Below are 21,426 nucleotides of genomic sequence, written 5' to 3'. Positions count from 1 at the left end.
ATTATGAGTTTAGAAGGCACTTTCAAACGAGTACAAAATGCCAGCAGGGTCCTGTCCATGCTCTCGGAAGAAACCATTAACCGCATCCTCCGCTCGCTTGCCGATGAAGCATTGGCGTCGATGGAAACCATCCTGCAAGCAAACAAATTGGATCTTGGGCGTATGGATCCCAAGGATCCCAAGTATGACCGGTTGATGCTGACCGAAGAACGGATTTCAGCCATCGCTTCCGATATCCGAAATGTGGCCAACCTTCCCTCGCCCCTGGGAACGCAGCTGAGCGAAAAAACACTCGAAAATGGCCTGCACATCGAAAAGATACGGGTTCCCGTCGGTGTTATCGGCATCATCTACGAATCACGGCCGAATGTTACCTTCGATGTATTTAGCTTGTGCCTAAAAACCGGAAATGCACTGGTGCTTAAAGGTGGATCGGATGCCCATGACTCCAATACGGCCATTTTGGACTGCATTCACCGAGTACTGGAAAGAGAAGGGGTCACGACGGATATCGTCACGCTGCTTCCCGCAGACCGAGAGGCTACCAAGGAAATGCTGCAGGCGGTCGGCTACATCGACATCATCATTCCAAGGGGAAGTCAGGGACTGATCAACTTTGTCCGGGACAACTCCAAGGTGCCGGTTATCGAAACCGGTGCCGGAATCGTGCACACTTATTATGACCGCTCCGCCGATCTGCAAAAGGGAATGCCCGTGATCGTGAACGCAAAGACCCGCCGGGTAAGCGTATGCAACGCGTTGGATTGCCTGGTGATCCACCAAGATCGGTTGCAGGACCTGATCCCTATCGGAAAGGAATTGGCAAAAAAAGAAGTGGAGATCTTTGCAGACGGGCCGGCCTACGCGGTTTTGAAAGGCTCCTATCCCGACACCTTGCTTTCGAAGGCCACGGAAGAGCACTTCGGCACGGAATTTCTTGCGATGAAACTGTCCATCAAAACCGTAAACAGCTTGGAAGAAGCGTTGGCCCATATTGCCCGGTACAGTTCCAAGCATAGCGAGGCGATTATTGCCGAAGACAAGGCAACCATAGACCACTTTCTTCGGGCGGTCGATGCTGCGGCCGTGTATGCCAATACCTCCACGGCGTTTACCGATGGGGCCCAGTTTGGCTTGGGGGCAGAGATCGGTATCAGCACGCAAAAACTGCATGCCCGAGGCCCCATGGCCTTGGAAGAACTCACTTCTTACAAGTGGGTGATCCGGGGAGATGGGCAGGTCAGAGCCTGAGGTCATTCGAAATCCACTAATTCATCTTACAAAGCGCCTATTGGCACAAATTAACGAAAACCATGACACAACCACTAACTCCATTGATTTCCCCCGAAGGTCTTCTTTCTATGACTGAAAGAAACTATATCTTGGTTGACACCTCTTTTGGCAAATCCACCTATGAGGCTAGCCATCTAAAAGGTGCCATCTACGCAGATCTGAACACCGACCTGTCGGATATACAGCCGGACGCTGCCCAAGGTGGCCGGCACCCCCTGCCTACACCAGAAAAATTTGCTCAGACTTTGGGAAAGTGGGGCATACAGCCCGATACCCATGTGATTGTATACGACAACAAGCAGGGGGGCATGTCCGCGGCGAGGTTTTGGTGGATGCTACGCGCGGCGGGACACGAAAAAGTACAGGTACTCGATGGTGGGTTTCAGGCAGCGGTAGAAGCGGGATTTCCAACCGAATCAGGCGAGGTAACCCCTACCCCGGTAGCACCCTACCCTGTTCAGACATGGCAACTGCCCTTGGTAAATATGGCAGAAACGGAATCGGCGGCGGCTGACCCTACTAAAACGGTGATTGACGTTAGAGAAAGGGACCGGTACCTTGGCAATACGGAACCCATAGATTTGATAGCCGGTCATATACCTGGGGCCATCAATATTCCCTTTGCCAACAACTTGGACGCAATGGGCCGATTCAAATCCCCCGAGGAACTGAGACAACTCTATATGTCCACCACAAACCATTCCGCTCCTGAAAACGTAACCGTGCATTGTGGATCCGGCGTAACGGCTTGCCACACGTTATTAGCCATGGCACATGCCGGGCTTCCAATACCAAAGCTGTATGTAGGTTCCTGGAGCGAGTGGTCCCGTAACGACAAACCGATCGCAACAGGAGAATAGGTCAGCGGGAGGGCAGAAAGGTGGACAAATCTACCTGTGTGAATTTCTTCGTGCTGACCACTGCATGCGCTGAACAACGCCAAAAATCCAACCACAACTTTTAGATAACTTCCCATTATTCCAAAACCAATAGTTCATCAGACAATAAAAAAATTAATCTCAAAAGCATTTCAAATTTTCTTCAATATCCCTTACATTTAAACAGATTGACAGTCAACCCAATACCCATTGCGAAAAATAGTCTTTTTTGGAGCCTTATTCTGCATCTTGTGCCTTTCGGCGGGGTGGTTTTTCTTTTTTGGGACCTCCGAAACCCACGGTACTTCCCCCGCCCTCACTCCGTCCGACCAATTGAAAACGTTCCGCCTCCACGAGGGGCTTGAGATACAGCTGGTCGCTTCGGAACCCCTCGTGCAGGATCCCGTACACATCCAATTTGACGCTGATGGGCGTCTATGGGTGGTGGAGATGCGCGGATTCATGCCCGACATCGATGGCATCGGCGAGCAGGAACCGGTGGGGAGAATAAACATCCTCGAAGACCTCGACGGAGACGGCACCATGGATACCAGCACCATCTACCTGGACAGTCTGATCATGCCCAGGGCATTGGCTTTGGTAAAAAACGGGGCACTGGTCGTGGAAAACGGCACCCTGTGGTGGACGGAAGATCTGAATGGTGATTGGAAAGCGGACGTGAAAACCGCCATCGACCCAGAGTATGCCGGAAGTAACCTGCCCGAGCATTCGGCCAATGGACTCCTGCGGGCCATGGACAACTGGTATTACAACGCCAAATCCACCTTCCGCTATCGATTGGAGGGCGATGAGTGGCTACGTGACAGCACCGAGTTCCGAGGGCAATGGGGCATCAGCCAGGACAACTTCGGCCGGTTGATTTACAACTACAACTGGTCCCAGCTCCATGGCGACCTGGTACCTCCCAACCTGCTGCAGCGCAACCCCTTCCACCAACCCACTACAGGAATCGACCACGGACTCACGGTGGAGCGGCGCATTTATCCCATCCGGCCAAACCTGGCCATCAATCGCGGATACATCCCCGGCATACTGGATGAGGAAGGCAAATTGCAGGAATTTACGGCTGCCTGCGCACCGTTCTACTACCGTGGCACCGCTTTACCTGAGGCATTTCAGGGCAATGTGTTTGTCTGCGAACCGTCTGGAAACCTGATCAAACGAAATCAAGTTATCGAGGAGGGAATCAACCTCCGGGCAATCGATCCCAATCCCGGCACCGAATTTCTCGCCTCTACGGACGAGCGGTTTCGCCCGGTGAACCTATGCAGCGGGCCAGATGGAGCCCTGTACATTGCCGATATGTACAGGGGATTGGTGCAGCACGGGGCGTATATCTCTCCCTACCTCAAGGAAATAACCTTGAGCCGAAACCTCGTTATGCCTATCAACCGGGGCAGAATTTGGCGGATAGTCCCCAAAGGATGGAAATCCAGCCCATCCGAACACCTCTCGGCCAAATCCTCTGATCAACTGGTTAACCGCCTGGCCCATCCGGATGGTTGGCAGAGGGACATGGCACAGCGGCTATTGGTGGAGAGGGGTGACGCAACGATCCTCCCCCAACTTTGGAAAACCGCTGACCGGAACCGAAAGTCTTGGGGAAGCCTACATGCACTATGGACTTTACAAGCGCTGAACGGCCTGCATGTAGATAGCCTTCTACCATTTTTGGATAGCGAAAATCCCTATTTGGCAGCCACAGCCCTACGCCTCATCACCTCCGGATCGGCTCCTACCCCAAGTATGGAAGCAGCGGTATGGAAAGCCATTCAGCCCTTTAAAAAGACGGAATCGTCCGTTTTCTCCTTGCAGATGTGCTTATCAGCCGATTGGTTTTCGCAAGGCCGAACGGAAGAACTGCTCTTGGATTTACTGATTAAGCACCGGAATGCCCCCCTTTTTCGTGACGCCGCGCTAAGCAATCTAGGCAATAATTCCGTTGACTTTTTCCAGGCACTGAACGCGCATCCCGATTGGCAGGCCTCCGACCAGGATGGTGAGATTTTTATCGAAATGGTTACCGTATCTATCCTTCGGCGGAGAGATCCCATTGAAATCCAAAAACTGGCAGACATCCTCACGGAGCTTCTCCAGGAAAAAAAATGGACCGCCAAACCCACCTTGGCTGCCATGACCCTGCTAGGTCGGGCTCCTATGGCAGATCCCATTCCACTGAAACGGGCTCCTGTTTGGGCCTTTCAAGATAGTTCATTCCTAAGCCCGGATCAAGCTGACGCCCTGCAAAACCTATTTACTTGGCCCGGACACAACCCACCCCTTGTAGCTACAGCTACCACGGTAGCACTGACCGAAAAAGACCTGCTACTCTTCACAAAGGGCCGGTCCCACTACCTCAGTGCTTGCGCCGGTTGTCACGGCTCGGATGGAGCTGGGGTTAAACGAATGGGGCCACCTCTCGCAGGTTCTGAATGGGTCATTGGGGATGAAAAACAACTTTCCTTAATTGTATTGCACGGCATGGAAGGCCCTATCGAGGTGAATGGTGTACGTTATGACAGTCCCGAGATTCTCCCCTCCATGCCTGCCCATACCCGACTGGATGATGGAACCCTAGCTGCCATCCTCACCTATATCCGCAATGAATGGGGTAATCAGGCCGGCGCCATTGACCGTCGCTTCGTAGCTACAGCCCGAAACGTCACGCAGGGACGGGTATTACCTTGGACTTCCGAAGAACTTCGCAACTACCTCGCCAACGAACCACCTCCTTCCCCTTAACTATCGCTCATGTCCGATTCCTTAAACCAGCCGATTAGCCGGCGAAACTTTCTAAGACTAGCCACCCTTGGTGCTTTGGCTGCTCAATTGCCCCTCCTTTCTGCGATCACTGCTACCCATCGCACAGGCGTTGTGGTGCATTCCTATGCTGCCCGATGGCAATCGAAAACCGCAGACGAGCAATTTCCTCCTATCACAGACGCGCTGGGGCTTTTACGCCATTGCCACCAAATAGGGGCTGGTGGTATACAAACGGGTATCAGAGGCTGGACTAATGCTTTTGCCCGGCAGCTTCGGTCCGAAAGTGAGGGATTCGGAATGTATGTGGAGGGATCCGTGGCACTGCCCAAGGATGCCGCTGATTTAGGCCAATTTGACCAAGAAATTCAAATTGCCAAAGAAGCCGGCGTACAGGTACTGCGATGCGTTAGCTTGGGCCCGAGGAGATACGAATCCCTGCATAGCTACCAGGAATTCCTGAATTTCCAGGAGAGAGGAGTGAAGGCCTTGCAACTTGCCCTGCCCTTACTGGAAAAACACCGCGTTCGCTTGGCTGTAGAAAACCACAAAGACTGGCGCAGCGAAGAGCTATTGGCCGTTTTACACCAATTGGATTCCGAGTGGGTGGGTGTTACCTTAGATTTTGGAAACAGCATCGCCCTGATGGAAGATCCAATGTATACAACAAACATGCTGGCGCCTTACGTATACAGCACCCACATCAAAGATATGGCCGTAGACCGTCATCCCAGCGGGTTTAGCATGTCCGAAGTACCTTTGGGAAAAGGAATATTAGACCTTCAAAAGATCGCCCGGATCTGTAGGCGCTACAACCCCCAAGTCACATTTAACTTGGAAATGATCACCCGTGACCCCTTGGTAGTCCCTTGCCTCACAAAGGGATACTGGGCTACATTTGGTGACCAAATATCAGCATCCAGGCTGGCAGATATCTTGGCCATGGTGGAGAAATCCCGAGAGGAACTTCCTAGAGTGAGTCAGCTTTCCGCTAGGGAATTGCTGGCGCTGGAAGAAAAAAATGTGGTAAGCTCCTTGGCATACCGGATGGGATGAGTTAGCTTTAGGATGTAGCGAAACCAAAGAAAACAACAACCCATGACGCAAAAACTACCCGGCATAAAATTGTTTGACCTGACCGGCAAAACCGCCATCATCACCGGAGGCTCCAAAGGCCTAGGCTTAGCCATGGCGGAAGGTCTTGCCTCTGCTGGAGCCAATATCCTGATCGCCAACCGAAATGCCGATGAAGGCCGCAAAGCCGCCGAACAGGTAGCGGCAAATTACCCCGTAAAGGTCGACTCCTTTTCCGTGGATGTAACCGACGAAGCACAAACAGCGGCCATGGCAAAATTTGCCCACGCCAGGTTTGGTCGCATCGATATCCTGATCAACAGTGCCGGCATCAATATTCGGGGGGCGATCGATGAGCTTACATTGCAACAGTTTGACGAGGTGATGCGAATCAACGTCACAGGAACTTGGCTATGCTGCAAGGCTGTCACGCCCTATATGAAGTCCCAAAACAGTGGCAAGATCATCAACCTCGCCAGTACACTGGGCTTGGTGGGGTTGGCGAACCGCACGCCCTACACCTCCAGCAAAGGTGCCGTTGTACAGATGACGCGGGCATTGGGCCTGGAACTGGCTCCTTTCCGCATCAATGTGAACGGCATCTGCCCAGGACCTTTCCTCACAGAAATGAATCTGCCGATCGCCCATACCGAGGAAGCCAAAAGCTTCATCGTAGGAGCTACCGCTTTGGCACGGTGGGGGGAACTGAAAGAAATTCAGGGGGCCGCCATGTTCCTGGCAAGCGACGCTGCCAGCTACATGGTAGGATCCATGGTCACGGTAGACGGAGGCTGGACGGCTAAATAAAAAGGGAACCAAATCACCCCCCTTAACTACGCACTTGGAGCAATGCGAAAAAACAGGATGTTGTCATCGTTCTATTTGGGCGCTTTTGGGAATAAAAACCCTAAAATCAGCACCTTTACCCAAGTCAGAATCCACCCAGATAGTACCCTTATAAACAGAAATAATTTTCTTACAAGCTGCCAGCCCCATACCGGTACCTGCATATTCCGCCTTCCTATGCAGACGTGTAAATAGGTTAAATACCTTTGCATGGTTTTCGGGCGCAATTCCAATTCCATTATCTCGAAAGGACAAGGTATACCCAACCTCGTTTTCCGAACTGTTCACTTCTATGTAAGGTTGATTACCGGGTGCCTGATATTTCAGGCCATTACCTATCAGATTTTGAAAGAGCAAACTCATGGCGGTTTTGTTTGCCCATACCTTCGGCAGCTCTGCTCGGGTCACCTTCGCATCCGATTCCGACAGTACGGACGCCTCGAGCTGTAGGGTTTCGTCAAACACTTCGTTTAGATCCACCCACTCAGGCGCTGCTTCTTCAAAACCGCCAATCTCGGCATAGGCAAGCAGTTCGTCGATGAGATTGCCCATCCGCTTGGAGTCATCTAATGCAAAATGAATGTACTTTTTCGCGGTATCATCCAGTTGGTCTCCATATTTTGTGGACAATCTATCCATAAACTGCCGGATCATCCTCAGTGGCTCGCGCAGGTCGTGCGCAGCTACTGCCGCAAAACCCTCCAGCTCCTGGTTTTTCGTCTCCAGTTTGCTTCGATAATCTATGAGCTCCTGTATGATGGTACCCTCTGGAATAATATACACAACCTCTCCATGGTGATTTCGGACGGGCTTAAGATTAAACAAGATGGTGACAGGCTTTTTGTCCACATCCCAAACGGCCACCTCGTAATTTACGGTTTCCCCCTTAGCCGCCCGTTCGATGGCCTCTTTTAGATGTGCTTGTGTTTGTGCACTTATCTGCCACCAATGGCAGTCCCAAAACTTCTTCCCGATTACGTCCTGTGTCTTCAAGCCCGCAAAGTTCATCGCGGTTTCATTTGCCTCTATCAGTGTTCCATCCAACTCCAAAAACCCAACAAACCGGTAGCTGGAATTAAAGATGGTTGTGAATTTCCGGCGTTCCTGCTCGAGGGATTCCTGAAGATTTTTCATGGAAGTAATCTCAATATGCGAACCAAACATCCACTCAGGTTTTCCGTCCGGTGTCCAAGACATGACTTTTCCCCGATCCATTACCCAAATCCAATCGCCCGATTTGTGCTTCATCCGGCAGGCACATTCGTAATACTCGCTTTTCTTGTCAAAGTAATCCTGTAATACTTGATTCGACTGGGCCAAATCCTCCGGATGCACAAACTTACCCCAGGTTTCGATCGAAATCGGTGCCAGATCACTGAGTGAATAACCGATCATTTCGGCCCATTTTTCATTGAATATGGTTTCCCCCGTTTGGATATTCCATTGCCAGGTACCTGCATCGGTGCCGTCGATCACCTGCTGCAACCTTGATTTCTCAAAAAGCAATTGATTCTGAAGTTCCTTCTGTTTGGTGATGTTTTGCATCTGTCCGATGAAATACTTCGGCTTACGATCCTCCCATACAAGGGATACGGAAAGTAGCACCCAGACGTATTCCCCCGCCTTGGTTATGTAGCGCTTTTCCATTTGATAGGTCTCTATCTCCTCCTTCAGCATTTTTTCATAAAAAACCAGGTTTTCAGCCAAATCATCCGGATGGGTGAGGTCTTGAAAAGTGAAGCCGGTCAGTTCTTCCCCTGAATACCCCAATAGGGCACATAAACTTCGATTCACCCGCAACCATCTTCCATCTATATCCACCAATGCCATGCCGATGGATGCGTAGTCAAATGCCGCGCTAAATTCTGCTTCCTTTTGTTGGGTGATTGCAAGCCTTTCTTCCGCTATCGCATGTCGAAGTTGTGACCTGACGTTCTTTCTAAGGGCAAAAATGAAAAAAACTGCCAATACCACCGTGCTCAAAAACCAAATGACGAATAACTGATCATTTAAATCTTTGTCATGGTCGTAATCTTCGGATGCTGTCACAGATAGATTGTCCCAATAGGCCAGTATGGCCTGCTGTCTCTCCTGCAATAGTGTTAAGGCGGAGTCTATCGCCTCAATTTCCCCATGCGTTTGTGACGTCAAAGAATCCACCCTTAAACCTCCCATCTCCGCATCCAGATCGTTTAGCCTTCTATGGATCAAGTTACTAAACGGCAAAAACAACGCACTATCTTGCGCAAACTCCGCTGACTCCGAGTATCGCCTTAATAAGCTCTGTGTGGCATTTCGATAGGAAAGATAGTTTTCCTGTCGGTTTTCGCTCTGATTTAACCGATAGCCCCTACTTTCCATGACGGCGGTCAGAAAGTTGATATAGATCTCGTTTAGCTCATTTATTTTCTGCTCTGCAAATTCGACGTTCTGCTTTTGCGCTACTTGATTAGAATAGTTCCAGCCATAGAAAGCCACTCCCCAGCATAATACACTGATGATCATGCCTGCGATCCAATACACGCTTTTATATTTCATGGAGCCTTTAGATTGACCTGTCAAATTTAGCTTTGGGAATAGTGAAATAAAAGACAGACCCTTCTCCCGGAGTGGATGTCAGCCATATCTTCCCTCCCCATGACTCCACTTGCTTTTTAGCAATTGAAAGACCAATGCCCGTTCCTTGGTGTTTATCTGTACGATGTAGACGTTTAAAAACAACAAATATATTATCAAAGTGCTCCCGATCTATCCCAATCCCGTTGTCCGCTACGCTAATCTGCCAAAAGGAGCCACTATCTTCTGCACTTACATGGATCACCGGAGATACACCGGGCCTTGCGTATTTTATGGCATTATCCAGCAGGCTATGAATGGTCTGTGTCATCGGTGCCCTATAGCATGCTATAACAGGCAACTCGGGGATATGTAGTGTAACGCGATTTTCAGCAATTAACTTCTTTCGAAGTAACTGGTAATCGGCAAACAACTCATTCAATGCGACCTTTTCTACCTGATCGACAAGCCTTCCTGCACGTGAGTATTCCAGCAGGTCGAGTATGATTTCCCTCATTCGTTTTGCGCCATCCGTGGCGAAGCCAATGTATTGATGCGCCTTTTCATCCAGCTGATCTCCATATTTCTTCTTCAGTTGCTCCATAAAACTGGAAATCATCCGAAGAGGCTCCTGTAGATCGTGGGAGACAATGAACGCAAACTGCTCTAAATCCGCATTCATCACTTCCAGGTCGTGGGTTCTTTTCTCAAGTGATCTATTTAATTCCTGCAACTTAAGCTCAAATTGCTTACGCTCACTGATATCCTCGCAAATAGCTACCGAAATGATCGGTTTACCCGTCTCATCCCGTACGAAGGCAATGTGCAGTCGTACCCATACAATCGACCCGTCTTTCTTTACATAACGTTTTTCATTTTTATATTCACACTCACCGGCGGCTGCTTTGCGGTAGATCTCCCAATCCCGCTGCCGATCATCCGGATGGGTAAGCTCTTTGAACTTCATGCCATTCAGCTCCGACAAGGAATAACCGGTGATGGTTTCGTAATAGGCATTAATCAGGGTAATCTCTCCGGAATTGGGATCAGCCTGTGCAATTCCAACCGATGCGATGTCAAAAATTGTCTTATACTTCACTTCACTTTCACGTAGCCTCTCTTCGGCTTCCTTTTGTTTGGTAATATTTTGGGTTAGTACAGCAATATCTTCCCCCATAGACACAATCACTAGGCGAAGCCAAGTGGGCACCCCAACAAATTCACGGAGGTTACTTTCTTCAAAAACCTCCGTTTTCCCTGTCGTGGCCACCGACACATAGGATGCAAACAGCGGCGAATGTTTATGCATGGGAAATAGTTTCAGAAGTCGCTTCCCAACCACCGAATTTGGGTTCGTTCCGTTAATTTCCGCGATTGCTTTGTTTTGAAAAACCCATTCAAAGTCAACCACCGTCCCATCTTCATCCTTTATCGGGTGCAGTATGGTAAATCCATCCGGCGAAATCTCCTGAGCAATTCTGAACCGTCGTTCACTTTCCTCCAGTTTTGCGGTGATCTCACCCAGTTGAAGCTCGTTCTGCTTTCGTGTACTGATATCTTGCACCGTTCCTTCAATTACCAGACCATCCGCGTTGCCATTAGCCCATATAGCTATCTGATCCACCCAGCGAACCGCCCCATTTGGCAATAGAATCCTATACTCAAGATGGAACCCTTCCCGTTCCTTTAGAGCAAGCCGATGGGTTTCTCTTACCAGCTCACGGTCCTCGGGATAGATAGTTTGCAGTAATTCTCCAAGATCCAGATTAAAAACTCCCTTTTCCCTACCCCAAATTCTGTAAGCCTCATCCGTCCATGATAACAGTTGCTTTCCGGCATCATATTTCCAATATCCCAATTTCGCCAAGGCTGACAGGTCCTTCAAGCGCCTTTCCGATTGGGCTAGTTGGGCCAAAAGTTTCTCTTCCTGGGTCACATCCTGACACACCACCATCATACAGGCCCTTCGCAGGTAATCCACCTTGTGCCCATTGACCTTCATGCGGATAATCTCTCCGCCCTTTTTTTGATGGGTAAATACACCGAAGTAAAAATTCCCTTCACGTTCCCATACATCTTCATGAGCAGCTACTAATTGGGGAATTTCAGCCTCAAGAAGGAGATGCTTGATCGTAAGGCTCAAAAACTCATCACGTGTATAGCCATAATGTGCGATGGCCGCCTCATTTACATCCAAGATTCGGTAGGAATCTAATTCGTACACCCAGGATGGTAACGGGTTGAAATAAAAAAAGCTGCTGAAATCCGGCCTATTGTCCTTCATAGTCGGTAGATTCTTCGGTAAACGCCTTCATTTAAAGCATACAACAAACTGAATAAAAACCTACTTCAAATACCGTGATCACTTTTCCCACGATCAATACGCAAACATGCCTCCAATGCTCCCCCGCTCTCGCCATTGGTGACACCGCACCAATCAGGCCACCTCAAGCCTTCAAGAAAACCAATCATTCTCCGCTTACGAAAGGTTTGCGATAAGCAAAATCAACGCCATAGCGGTAAATGACAGAATCACCGTCCCGACACTATGGGAAATATAGCCCTTTTTGATATCCATACCGGTAAGTTGGGTCATTGCCCAGAAGAAACTATCGTTTGCATGAGAAACCGCGATAGCGCCCGCACCGATGGATAGCACCGTAAGCACCTTCATGTGCTCGCTCTCCAATCCTAAAGTTGCCATAAGCGGCACCATGATCGACGCAGTGGTAACCAGTGCTACTGTAGAGGAACCCTGCGCAGACTTTAAAGAAAACCCCATCAGGAAAGGGAGCAACAAGCTGTAATTTCCGCTAAGCAGCGTGGCGCCCACCTGGTCCGCGATGCCGGAATTCTCCAGCATCTTTCCAAATACCCCCCCGGCACCGGTAATCAAAATCACCGGCGAAGCTATCAACAAGGCCTCACCGAACCAGCCCGATGCAGAAAGTAACTGCACATCAAACTTTTCCGGAAGCGTAAAGGATAACAAGACGCCAATCAGTAGTGCAATGATGGGATTACCTGCAAACAAGATAAACAGGGTGAACAAATTTTCCTCGCCAAACGGACGCGTGGGGTACGCAGCGATGGAGGCCAACACAATTAAGGTAAGAGGGATCATCACGGGCATAAAGGACTTGCCAAGACTGGGGAATTTCTTCTTAGACTCCTGTTCCGCCACTTGGGCGAAAACGGGCTCCAAGTGATACCTAGGAAGAAAATACTTGCAGTAAAAGTAACAGGGAACCAGTCCGATCGCACTGACGATCAACCCATAAAAGATAATCATCCCTAAATCCGCCCCCAATATACCGGCTGCTGCGATGGGGCCTGGTGTCGGAGGTACTAACGAGTGGGTAGCTGTAATTCCCAAGGTAAGTGCAACCGTGGTCGCCAAAAATGGAAGTTTTCCTTTAAAGGACAGCGATTTGTTGATGGGATTCAGCATGATAAAGGCGCTATCGCCAAAAACCGGAATGGATAATATATACCCGGTAATCATCATGCCGAGCATCACAAACTTCTTCCCGATCCAATTCAGCACCTGTTGGGCGATGACAAATGCCCCTCCTGTCTTTTCCAAAAATGTGCCAATGATCACCCCAAACAGAATCAGCAACCCAATCCTCCCCAACACCCCACCAAACCCATCAGAGATCGATTTGATGATCAGATCGGTGGACATGCCATTGATGAGACCGTATAGGATCGCGCCAACGAATAGCGCAAGAAAGGGGTGGATCTTAAAGCGGATGATGGCAACAAGTATGAAGGCTAATGCCAACAATACAAAGGCAAAAATCGACATGATGGCTGGGTTTGGGGTATTGTTTTGGCAACAATATAGCGATAAAGCCGTCAAAAAACGCCATAAACCTCAGCCTTTTAACGAAAAAAGCAGCTCTAAAACAACCGAATCTAGGTTAGGCGCACCGATTGATGTTCGTATGTTTTACAAAAGGTTGACTTGGCCCGTTCCGAAAACCGAAAATAAGGAATCCAAATACAGGCAGACAATAAAGCATTGCCAATATCTCGGTATCCAAGTTCCGAAGCCGGTAGCTGTAGCACCTTAAGGGACAGGTAATGGTCCACCACGACAATGAACAAATTTGCTGCATAAAAAAATGTAATAAGCATAGGCAGGCTGGTCCTCCTGGCATAAAAATGCACCAAAACGATCCATACATAGACAAACAAAGCGATGTTTACGACAAATGAAAAAACCATCACGGATTTTAATCCCTGATATTCGAGACTGGTCCACACATGTTGGTTAAAAAAATCCACCTCCATAAATTCTATCAGCAAACGCACGGGGGCAAGAGTTATCCCTATCGTAGGCAAGATCAGCCATCCACCGATCGCTTTGTTTTCCGCAAAACGCCATGCAGCCGGATCATACCCCACATACAGTCTCCATCCCAAAAAGCCCCCTACGCCCATGATCAGCACGGCAAAAATCACAGCGATCGTATCCAGTTTAAAACCTTCTAACGGCGGCTGATAGCTTAGATAAAACATCCAATCATTCTCCACAGTCTGGTAATCCTTAAGGAAAGTCGTCACCCTTTCAGCGGAAACCTCCTTCTTACGCTGGGTATAGGTGTAAGAAACATACACTTTGTCTCCAGCTCCACCTACCGTACCATGGTAAAACAGCTCGTCCGTTTCTACCTTTTTCTCTTCGGGCGCGACGTTCCAAGCTTCCGGAAGATGTACCACCGATTCTTGGATAAAATGGAAAGGCGGCCCCAGGTAATACGGTGAGCTTCGTGCGGGTGTACCGGCGTAGTTCGTCATGGACTCAAGTACCAAAGGGTAAATTCTAGCCACGTGCATATCGCTGACTTCGTCTACACTCCAAAACTCGGGAATACGATAATGCTCGACTGTCCGGACAGCATTGAGTGCTCCCTCGGCCTCATCGGTAAACTCCACGCTATACGCTGACTCTATGCCTTCGTATAGGTTATGGTAAAAATCCCGGTATTCCCGCTGTATCTGATCTCTCGGGTTATCCTCAAAATAAGCCCTGATATCGTCTGCCCTTTCCCCGATGTACGTGGTCTCTATGCGCAAAGAAGCATCTCCACCAATCCCGTGAACGGTATACGACTCCTTGATCCGCACCTCCGATGGCTTCGGGGCGGGTAGGGAGATCAAGGCGGTAATCCCCGGCTTAATGGGCAATCCCATGCCATAATCCGGAAAATACCTGCTTGCCAACTCCCCTTTTTGGTTACTAATGGTCGGGTCTACAAAATACTCCTCCCCTTCAAACTCATACATCACTACGCAATGGTCAAAGGCAATTGGTGAAGGCTGAAATCGACGGACATGGTGCCGATACTCCGTGTTCACCAACATCGGGAAGGCGTTGATTCCTTCCTTCCGAAGCAGTGCCGCCAGCAAAAGAGACTTATCCTTGCAGTCCCCAAATTTCTGATTCCACACCTGCATGGGAGAATAGGGCTTATACGCACTGATGCCGTCTTCCAGACCCAAGTAACGCACATCATCCTGCACCGCCGTAATCAACGCGTTGATCGTTTCCAATTTGCTCCCACGCTCCACCGATACGCGCGGCACCTCTCCAGTCTCGTAAAATGGCAACGCCCACCGAACCACTTCGCCCCAATCCTGCTGCGTGGAAATGGATGTGATGGGATACAGCAGTTCCCAAGGTGACAGGTTATTTTCTACCGTGAGGGCAGGCACATCCCTGTCCTCCCAGAAATATTCCCTGATGCCTTCCCTTTCTTGTAGTTCAGGTTCCTTATCGTGGTTTAGCTTGGTAAAATACAGCTTTTGAGAACTGTCTGTGATAACCCGATAATGAAACCTATCCACCGGCACCGTAAATCCATGGTACAACTCCGCGAAAAAATGATTACCGTAAGCTGGGTTAAATCCCTTAATCGAATAACTGTAGAGGACTACATCATTTTTGCGCACATCCGAGAGGTGAACCACCGCAGTTAGGTTGCCATCATACAGCGCCACATCGCTGTCGGCCTCCCTCCGAATCAGTTCTACCTCGTTGACGGCAAGCTGATCCATGATCTTTCCATCTCGCACAATTTGAATTTGATGGAACACCAACTCCTGAAAAGTCGGATCGAAATCCACTGTGATATCCGAATACTCCTGCACGGCATCTGTGGAGATCAACTGGTATTGAAAATGAAAGAATACAGTAGAAGTCGGTAGGTGATACTGCCTATCCAGCACCAGGTAACGAAATCCACCTTCGCCTGTGCCCACTTTGCCATTACCTAACGATACCGACTTCACCCAATTTGGGATAGGCGACTTCTCCACCTGGGCCACAGCCGACTGCCAAAATGCCCAAAACATCAAAAACAAAAACGTTACTCTCATACAAACCAAAAGAAGCATTGATAAAAAACTATTGAAATATACGAGCAGAAACCCAAAACTTCAAAATTATTTCAAACGATTTTAGCGGCAAATAACATGGCCTACTCGAAAGCTAGCGTACTCGCAAAACGTTTGACTCTACATCCGTTTCAGCACAAAAAACCGAAGCGATCTTTTTGAGAAGACGTAAGACGTAAGATATAAGACAGGTTTAAGATCGAAACAGTAAACAACTCGGTTCAACGATTCAACAAAATAACGAGATTGCCACGCTCCTCCGTCGCTCGCAATGACGGGCCGGACTATAACAATCCCGGCACCGGGCGTAGGTTGCGTCTATACCCAACTATCCCTGCAAATTGGCAATTGGCTAATCCACATCGTAACAAAAAAACAACAGCAACCGAATAACTCAAGCCATAAAAAAAGACCATCCAGCGAAGACAGTCTTTTTTCGTTTTAATAAAATCAAATTTTACCCAAATTGCCGCTATTCTTCTGATTTGGAGCCTTTTTTGGCATCTGCCATTTTCAGTCCAGCCTTTTCCTTGATTTTGGCTTCCAACTCCTCCATCAGCTCTGGATTATCCAGTATCAGTGTCTTTACCGCATCGCGGCCCTGCCCCAGCTTATTGCCTTCGTAGGAAAACCAAGAACCTGCCTTTTTGATGATTTCAAACTCCACACCCAGGTCGATGATCTCTCCCACTTTGGAGATGCCCTCTCCATACATGATGTCAAACTCTACCACCTTAAAGGGCGGTGACACCTTATTCTTCACCACCTTTACCTTGGTACGGTTGCCGAGAATATTGTCGGGACCTTCTTTGATTTGACCAATACGACGGATGTCGAGACGCACCGATGCGTAAAATTTCAGCGCATTACCACCCGTTGTCGTTTCCGGATTGCCAAACATCACGCCGATCTTATCCCGTAGCTGGTTGATAAAGATACACGCGCAGCCCGTCTTGTTGATGGCACCGGTAAGCTTACGCAGGGCTTGGGACATCAACCGCGCCTGCAGTCCCATTTTGCTGTCGCCCATTTCTCCTTCCAACTCGCCCTTGGGTACCAGGGCAGCCACGGAGTCTATGACAATGATGTCTATCGCACCCGAGCGGATCAGGTGCTCGGCTATTTCCAATGCCTGCTCGCCATTATCCGGCTGGGAAATAAGGAGGTTCTCCGTGTCTATGCCCAGCTTCTCTGCGTATGCCTTGTCAAAGGCGTGCTCTGCATCGATAAATGCCGCCATGCCGCCCGCCTTTTGTGCCTCTGCGATGCAGTGCATGGAAAGGGTGGTTTTACCCGAAGATTCGGGACCGTATATCTCGATGACCCTGCCACGAGGTATGCCGCCTATACCTAGGGCCATGTCTAGCCCCAAGGAACCCGTAGATATCGCCGGAATATCCAACACCACGTTGTCACTCAGCTTCATCACGGTGCCTTTTCCGTAGGTTTTCTCCAGTTTGTCTAGGGTAAGTTGCAGGGCTTTCAGTTTTTCAGAATTACCGCTCATAGTTCGTTAAAGAGTAAAAGTTTATCTAAATAATCATGTGAAAGTACGCATTCACCCGCTCAATACCAACAAAGCATAACCATTGTTTTCCCATTACGTTCTACTATCTTTGGCCGCTTGCGGATCCGTGGAAACTTCAAAGATGGTATGGGATTTGAAGTTAGGCCTCCGAATCAACCCGTAAAACATGCAGCTAAAGGCTAAAATAGCGCTATTTTTCATCTTCCTTTCCTTTGGGATGCCGGATTCCCAACCCATAAGGAAAAATCAAGCCTTTTCCCAAGGCGAGGAACTTACCTTTAAGGTGAAATTTTTGTTCTTTAATGCCGCAGAAGCCAAAATGGTCATCCACGACCAAATCCACTACATCCAAAACCGCCCCACCTACAAGATCGATGTGTACGGACGCACCCTCAGCATTTTCCGGCTTTTCTATGTGCAGGACAACTGGGGCACCTACTTGGATACCGCCAAGATCATCCCCTACCGATCCTACCGCCACATCGAAGAAGGCAACTACCGAAAGCACGAAGTGATCGACTTCCACCACGAACAAAACGAGGCCAAAGTCAAACTCTTCGACCGTGAAAACCAAAAAGTCGTGGAAACCAGCACCTTTCGCATCCCATCCCAAATTCAAGACATCGTGAGCGGATATTACCTCCTTCGAACCATGGATTTTACCGGATTGAGGAAGGGACAAAATATTTCCATTCGCGGGTTTTTCGATAAAAAAATATATAACCTAAACTTAACATACGAAGGCATGCAGCAGCTGAGCACCAAACTCGGCAGCTACAATACGCACATTTTTTCACCCCAAATGCCCAAAAACAAGCTCTTCAGCGGTGACCGACCCATCAAAGTCTGGATCACCGATGACGCCAACCGCATCCCTGTCCGAATCAAGGCCAATCTCGTGGTCGGTTCCCTAGACATGGAAATTACCGAAGCCGTCGGTCTCCGCAACCCCTGACTTAACAATTCCTTAACACCTTGGCTGACAAGCCACACCCCACCATGGTATGAGCCGGGCAAAACCCCAAAACCGACGATTCTTTAGAGGGATTTATTAACTTTGCGGAAAATTGCACCCTGCTGACATCGGGTTGCCGACAGACCATGAGTGAAAAACGCAAGCAAAAAGTCCTCGTAGTGGATGATGAACAAGATATCATCGACATACTCACCTACAACTTGGAAAAGGAAGGATACGAGGTAGAAACAGCCAATAACGGTCTTTTAGCGGTCAAAAAAGCGGTGAGTTTCTTCCCGGACGTGATCCTGCTAGACATCATGATGCCCCAGCAGGATGGCGTGGAAACCTGCCGCCAACTGCGGGAGATCCCCGAACTTCAACATACATTTATCATCTTTCTGACCGCCCGATCCGAAGAGTATTCCGAGGTGGCGGCCTTTGACGTGGGGGCAGATGACTATATCAACAAACCCATCAAACCCCGGGCGCTACTTAGCCGCATCGCGGCGTTGTTTCGCCGTGAAACCAAAAAGGAACAGGACAGCACCCGCATACAGGTACGGGATCTCATCATTGACAGAAGCAGCTACACGGTGATTCAGTCGGGCAAAACCGTCATCCTGCCCAAAAAGGAATTTGAATTACTGTACTTTTTGGCCAAAAGCCCCAATACCGTATTTGGCCGGGATGAACTGCTACAAAATATCTGGGGCTCGGATGTCTTCGTGCTAGCACGTACCGTGGATGTACACATTCGTAAAGTGCGGGAAAAAATCGGTGACGACTACATCACTACCGTAAAAGGAGTAGGGTATAAGTTTGACCTGAACTGAACGGATGTTTAACCATTCCAAAGGCATCGCACTGCTCCTAGCGCTCGGAATCACCACCTTGGTGCTGGCATGCCTCTCCCTGCTAGAGGAAACCACCCCTACCCTCCTCACCGTAGCCGCCGCCGTCACCTTTGCCGCATCCTACTTGTTGGTTTACATTGTCCTACACTTTTTTATTTTCGAAGAAATCAGCAACATCTACCGGGTGTTGGAGAAAATCCAGAAAAAAAACCCTGGCCTCATCCGGACCAGACGGGGAGGCAAATTCCTAAGCCCCCTGCAAAACCTACAGGGAACCATTGACGCCTTCGCAACGGCCAAAAACCGGGAAATCGAAGTGCTGCAGCAAAATGAGACCTTTCGGCGGGAATTTATCGCCGACATCTCCCACGAGCTAAAAACGCCCATTTTTGCCGCCCAAGGCTACATACACACCTTACTGGACGGTGCGGTAGAGGATTTGGCCGTGCGGGACAAGTTTTTGCGCCGGGCAGCCAAAAGCCTGAACAACCTCGAATTGCTGGTCCTAGACCTCATCACGCTCAATCAGATGGAAAGCGGCGTGGTCAAGTTTACCTTTACCGAGTTTGACCTCAAAGAAACAATACAGGAAGTACTGGAGCAACTGGAGGACAAAGCCAACCGCCGGGACATCCGGGTCAGGCTTCAGGCCGACGCCGAAACCCACTACCTTACCGTGGCGGACAAAGACAAGATTTTTCGCGTGATCCAAAACCTCGTCTCCAACGCCATCAAGTACAACCGGGATGAAGGGAAAGTAACCGTGCAGCTTAAGGCCCTAAAAAACCGTATCCGGATCAAAATCAAAGACGAGGGTAAAGGCATCCCCGCTGAGGACCTTAAACGGATCTTTGAGCGCTTCTACCGGGTAGAGAAAAGCCGCTCCCGCGAACAGGGGGGCACCGGACTGGGCCTGGCCATTGTGAAACATATCCTGGAAGGCCACAAAACCAAGATCGCTGTGGCCTCGGTGGTGGGAGAGGGATCCGTGTTCAGCTTCGATCTTCCCCTAAGGGCCAAGGAACAAGCTTCCAAACCGAAAAGCTAGGCCTTGTCCGCTTCCTTTTGTGCCTGCCTAAACAGCCTGTAAAAGATCCCCGTGGAGATCGCCAAGCTGATGGCGGTGAGTACCATAGGCCATTGAAAGTCCCGGACTAACCGCATCAGGGTAACTAAACACGACGCGAAACTTATTCCTGCTATCGTCAGGTAAAACCAAGGATTTTTTTGCATAAGTAACGGGAAAAGGTTTACAACTCCGGCTAAAAACCGCCATTTTTGCCCTAATTTAGGGGGGCACACTGAAATTTCATTTCAGTAGTCCCAAAAACCTGAACTGCTTTCACAGACCCTCTGACGGTTAGTTATTGCCTAAATCACCCCCTATCCGAAATTTATACTCGATTGCTTGCTATTCTGAACACAACGAGTAAATTTGTTACTCATGCGACTTGGCTTGGCTGGGACTCACTAGGCGAAGCCATGCCACCCCGACTGCCGACCCGTGCTATCCATACAGGCATTTGCATTTTAAATCCACCTTTTTCGCTTTCCTACCTTGTTAGATTCGCTGATCACCTCCAAGACCCGCATCAAGCTGCTTGTGAAGTTCTTTTCCAGTGAGGGCAATGTGGGGTACCTCCGCGGCCTGGCCGAGGAGTTTCAGGAATCTACCAATTCCGTGCGGGTGGAGCTCAACCGCCTCAGCGAGGCAGGGCTGCTTACCTCCGGCGAAAACGGCAAGACAAAGCTCTACCGCGCCAACGAAACCCATCCCTTTTATCATGAACTGCGCAATATGGTGAGTAAGTTTTTGGGGCTGGATCAACTCGTAGAGCAGATCGTCCTGCGCATGGGGCCCGTGGAGAAGGCCTATGTGGTAGGCGACTATGCCCGGGGCATCGATTCGGGCACCATAGAGATGATTTTGGTGGGACGTGAATTGGATTTGGAGTATCTCGACTTTCTGGCCAATAAAACCTACGATAAGATACAGCGCAAAGTGTCCGTCACCGTGACCGAACAAGATCCGGAAGAGGTAGAGGGGTTTTTGGTGTATGGGGTGTGAAATGATATATACCTTCGGCGATATATTGGGTAACGTTTGTCAGGTTAGGCTCGCTCCGGATTCGTGGTTTTGGTAAGGATGTAGGGTCGCAAATTTTGCGAATCTCACATCTCACATCTCATATCTAGCTTCTTACGTCTACCTCACCACCCTTCTAACTACACATATCCACAAAGAAAACGACC

General features: G+C 49.3%; 15 protein-coding genes. 9 read left to right on the top strand and 6 right to left on the bottom strand.

All coding sequences use genetic code 11. The features are described 5' to 3' along the window. Nucleotides 1–3: 3 nt before the first annotated feature. The 5 genes from IAQ59_RS16205 (at nt 4) to IAQ59_RS16185 (ending at nt 6,833) form a co-directional block, all read left to right on the top strand. The gene (locus IAQ59_RS16205) at nt 4–1,251 is read left to right on the top strand and encodes a glutamate-5-semialdehyde dehydrogenase (protein ID WP_209331890.1); all 1,248 of its coding nucleotides are present in this window, start codon (nt 4–6) and stop codon (nt 1,249–1,251) included. Between the two features lie 62 nt (nt 1,252–1,313). After that, a complete protein-coding gene (locus IAQ59_RS16200) occupies nt 1,314–2,153 on the top strand; it encodes a sulfurtransferase (RefSeq protein WP_209331889.1) in 840 nt (279 codons plus the stop codon). 228 nt (nt 2,154–2,381) lie between these two features. Further along, complete coding sequence (locus IAQ59_RS16195; RefSeq protein WP_209331888.1) at nt 2,382–4,934, top strand: DUF7133 domain-containing protein; 2,553 nt, start codon at nt 2,382–2,384, stop codon at nt 4,932–4,934. 9 nt (nt 4,935–4,943) lie between these two features. Beyond that, nucleotides 4,944–6,008: a sugar phosphate isomerase/epimerase family protein gene (locus IAQ59_RS16190; protein WP_209331887.1), complete on the top strand. Its 1,065-nt coding sequence runs from the start codon at nt 4,944–4,946 to the stop codon at nt 6,006–6,008. Between the two features lie 42 nt (nt 6,009–6,050). After that, nucleotides 6,051–6,833, top strand: a complete 783-nt coding sequence (locus IAQ59_RS16185) for an SDR family NAD(P)-dependent oxidoreductase (RefSeq protein ID WP_209331886.1) — start codon at nt 6,051–6,053, stop codon at nt 6,831–6,833. A gap of 63 nt (nt 6,834–6,896) precedes the next feature. Here IAQ59_RS16185 and IAQ59_RS16180 read toward each other — a convergent pair whose 3' ends face one another. The 5 genes from IAQ59_RS16180 to recA all read right to left on the bottom strand — a co-directional run bounded on the left by IAQ59_RS16180 (nt 6,897) and on the right by recA (nt 17,340). Then, nucleotides 6,897–9,410, bottom strand: coding sequence for a PAS domain S-box protein (locus tag IAQ59_RS16180; RefSeq protein WP_209331885.1), 2,514 nt, complete (start codon nt 9,408–9,410; stop codon nt 6,897–6,899). Between the two features lie 7 nt (nt 9,411–9,417). Further along, a complete protein-coding gene (locus tag IAQ59_RS16175; protein ID WP_209331884.1) occupies nt 9,418–11,712 on the bottom strand; it encodes a PAS domain S-box protein in 2,295 nt (764 codons plus the stop codon). Between the two features lie 195 nt (nt 11,713–11,907). Continuing rightward, a complete protein-coding gene (locus IAQ59_RS16170) occupies nt 11,908–13,239 on the bottom strand; it encodes a GntP family permease (protein ID WP_209331883.1) in 1,332 nt (443 codons plus the stop codon). Nucleotides 13,240–13,349: 110 nt separating this feature from the next. Further along, nucleotides 13,350–15,815, bottom strand: coding sequence for a DUF3857 domain-containing protein (locus IAQ59_RS16165; RefSeq protein ID WP_209331882.1), 2,466 nt, complete (start codon nt 15,813–15,815; stop codon nt 13,350–13,352). Between the two features lie 490 nt (nt 15,816–16,305). After that, nucleotides 16,306–17,340, bottom strand: a complete 1,035-nt coding sequence (recA, locus tag IAQ59_RS16160; protein ID WP_209331881.1) for a recombinase RecA — start codon at nt 17,338–17,340, stop codon at nt 16,306–16,308. A 187-nt stretch (nt 17,341–17,527) separates the two neighbouring features. On the opposite strand from recA, the gene IAQ59_RS16155 reads away from it, so the two are divergent. From IAQ59_RS16155 to IAQ59_RS16145, 3 genes are all read left to right on the top strand, one after another. Then, complete coding sequence (locus IAQ59_RS16155) at nt 17,528–18,316, top strand: DUF3108 domain-containing protein (RefSeq protein WP_209331880.1); 789 nt, start codon at nt 17,528–17,530, stop codon at nt 18,314–18,316. A 146-nt stretch (nt 18,317–18,462) separates the two neighbouring features. Further along, nucleotides 18,463–19,152 carry a response regulator transcription factor gene (locus tag IAQ59_RS16150; RefSeq protein WP_209331879.1) on the top strand — a complete coding sequence of 230 codons (690 nt, stop codon included), beginning with the start codon at nt 18,463–18,465 and terminating at the stop codon, nt 19,150–19,152. 4 nt (nt 19,153–19,156) lie between these two features. Then, entirely contained in the window at nt 19,157–20,221 is a 1,065-nt protein-coding gene (locus IAQ59_RS16145; protein WP_209331878.1) for a sensor histidine kinase, read from the top strand. Here the strand turns inward: IAQ59_RS16145 and IAQ59_RS16140 are convergent. Next, entirely contained in the window at nt 20,218–20,406 is a 189-nt protein-coding gene (locus IAQ59_RS16140; protein ID WP_209331877.1) for a hypothetical protein, read from the bottom strand. The genes IAQ59_RS16145 and IAQ59_RS16140 overlap by 4 nt on opposite strands. A 325-nt stretch (nt 20,407–20,731) precedes the next feature. Here IAQ59_RS16140 and IAQ59_RS16135 point away from each other — a divergent pair, with 325 nt between their 5' ends. Further along, nucleotides 20,732–21,241 carry a winged helix-turn-helix domain-containing protein gene (locus IAQ59_RS16135; RefSeq protein ID WP_209331876.1) on the top strand — a complete coding sequence of 170 codons (510 nt, stop codon included), beginning with the start codon at nt 20,732–20,734 and terminating at the stop codon, nt 21,239–21,241. Nucleotides 21,242–21,426 lie beyond the last annotated feature (185 nt).

Origin of the sequence: Lunatimonas salinarum (assembly GCF_017811155.1) — a bacterium.
GTDB classification, from domain to species: Bacteria; Bacteroidota; Bacteroidia; order Cytophagales; family Cyclobacteriaceae; genus Lunatimonas; species Lunatimonas salinarum.
Note: the sequence above shows the minus strand (reverse complement) of the source record. Positions and strands in the feature narration are given on the sequence as shown.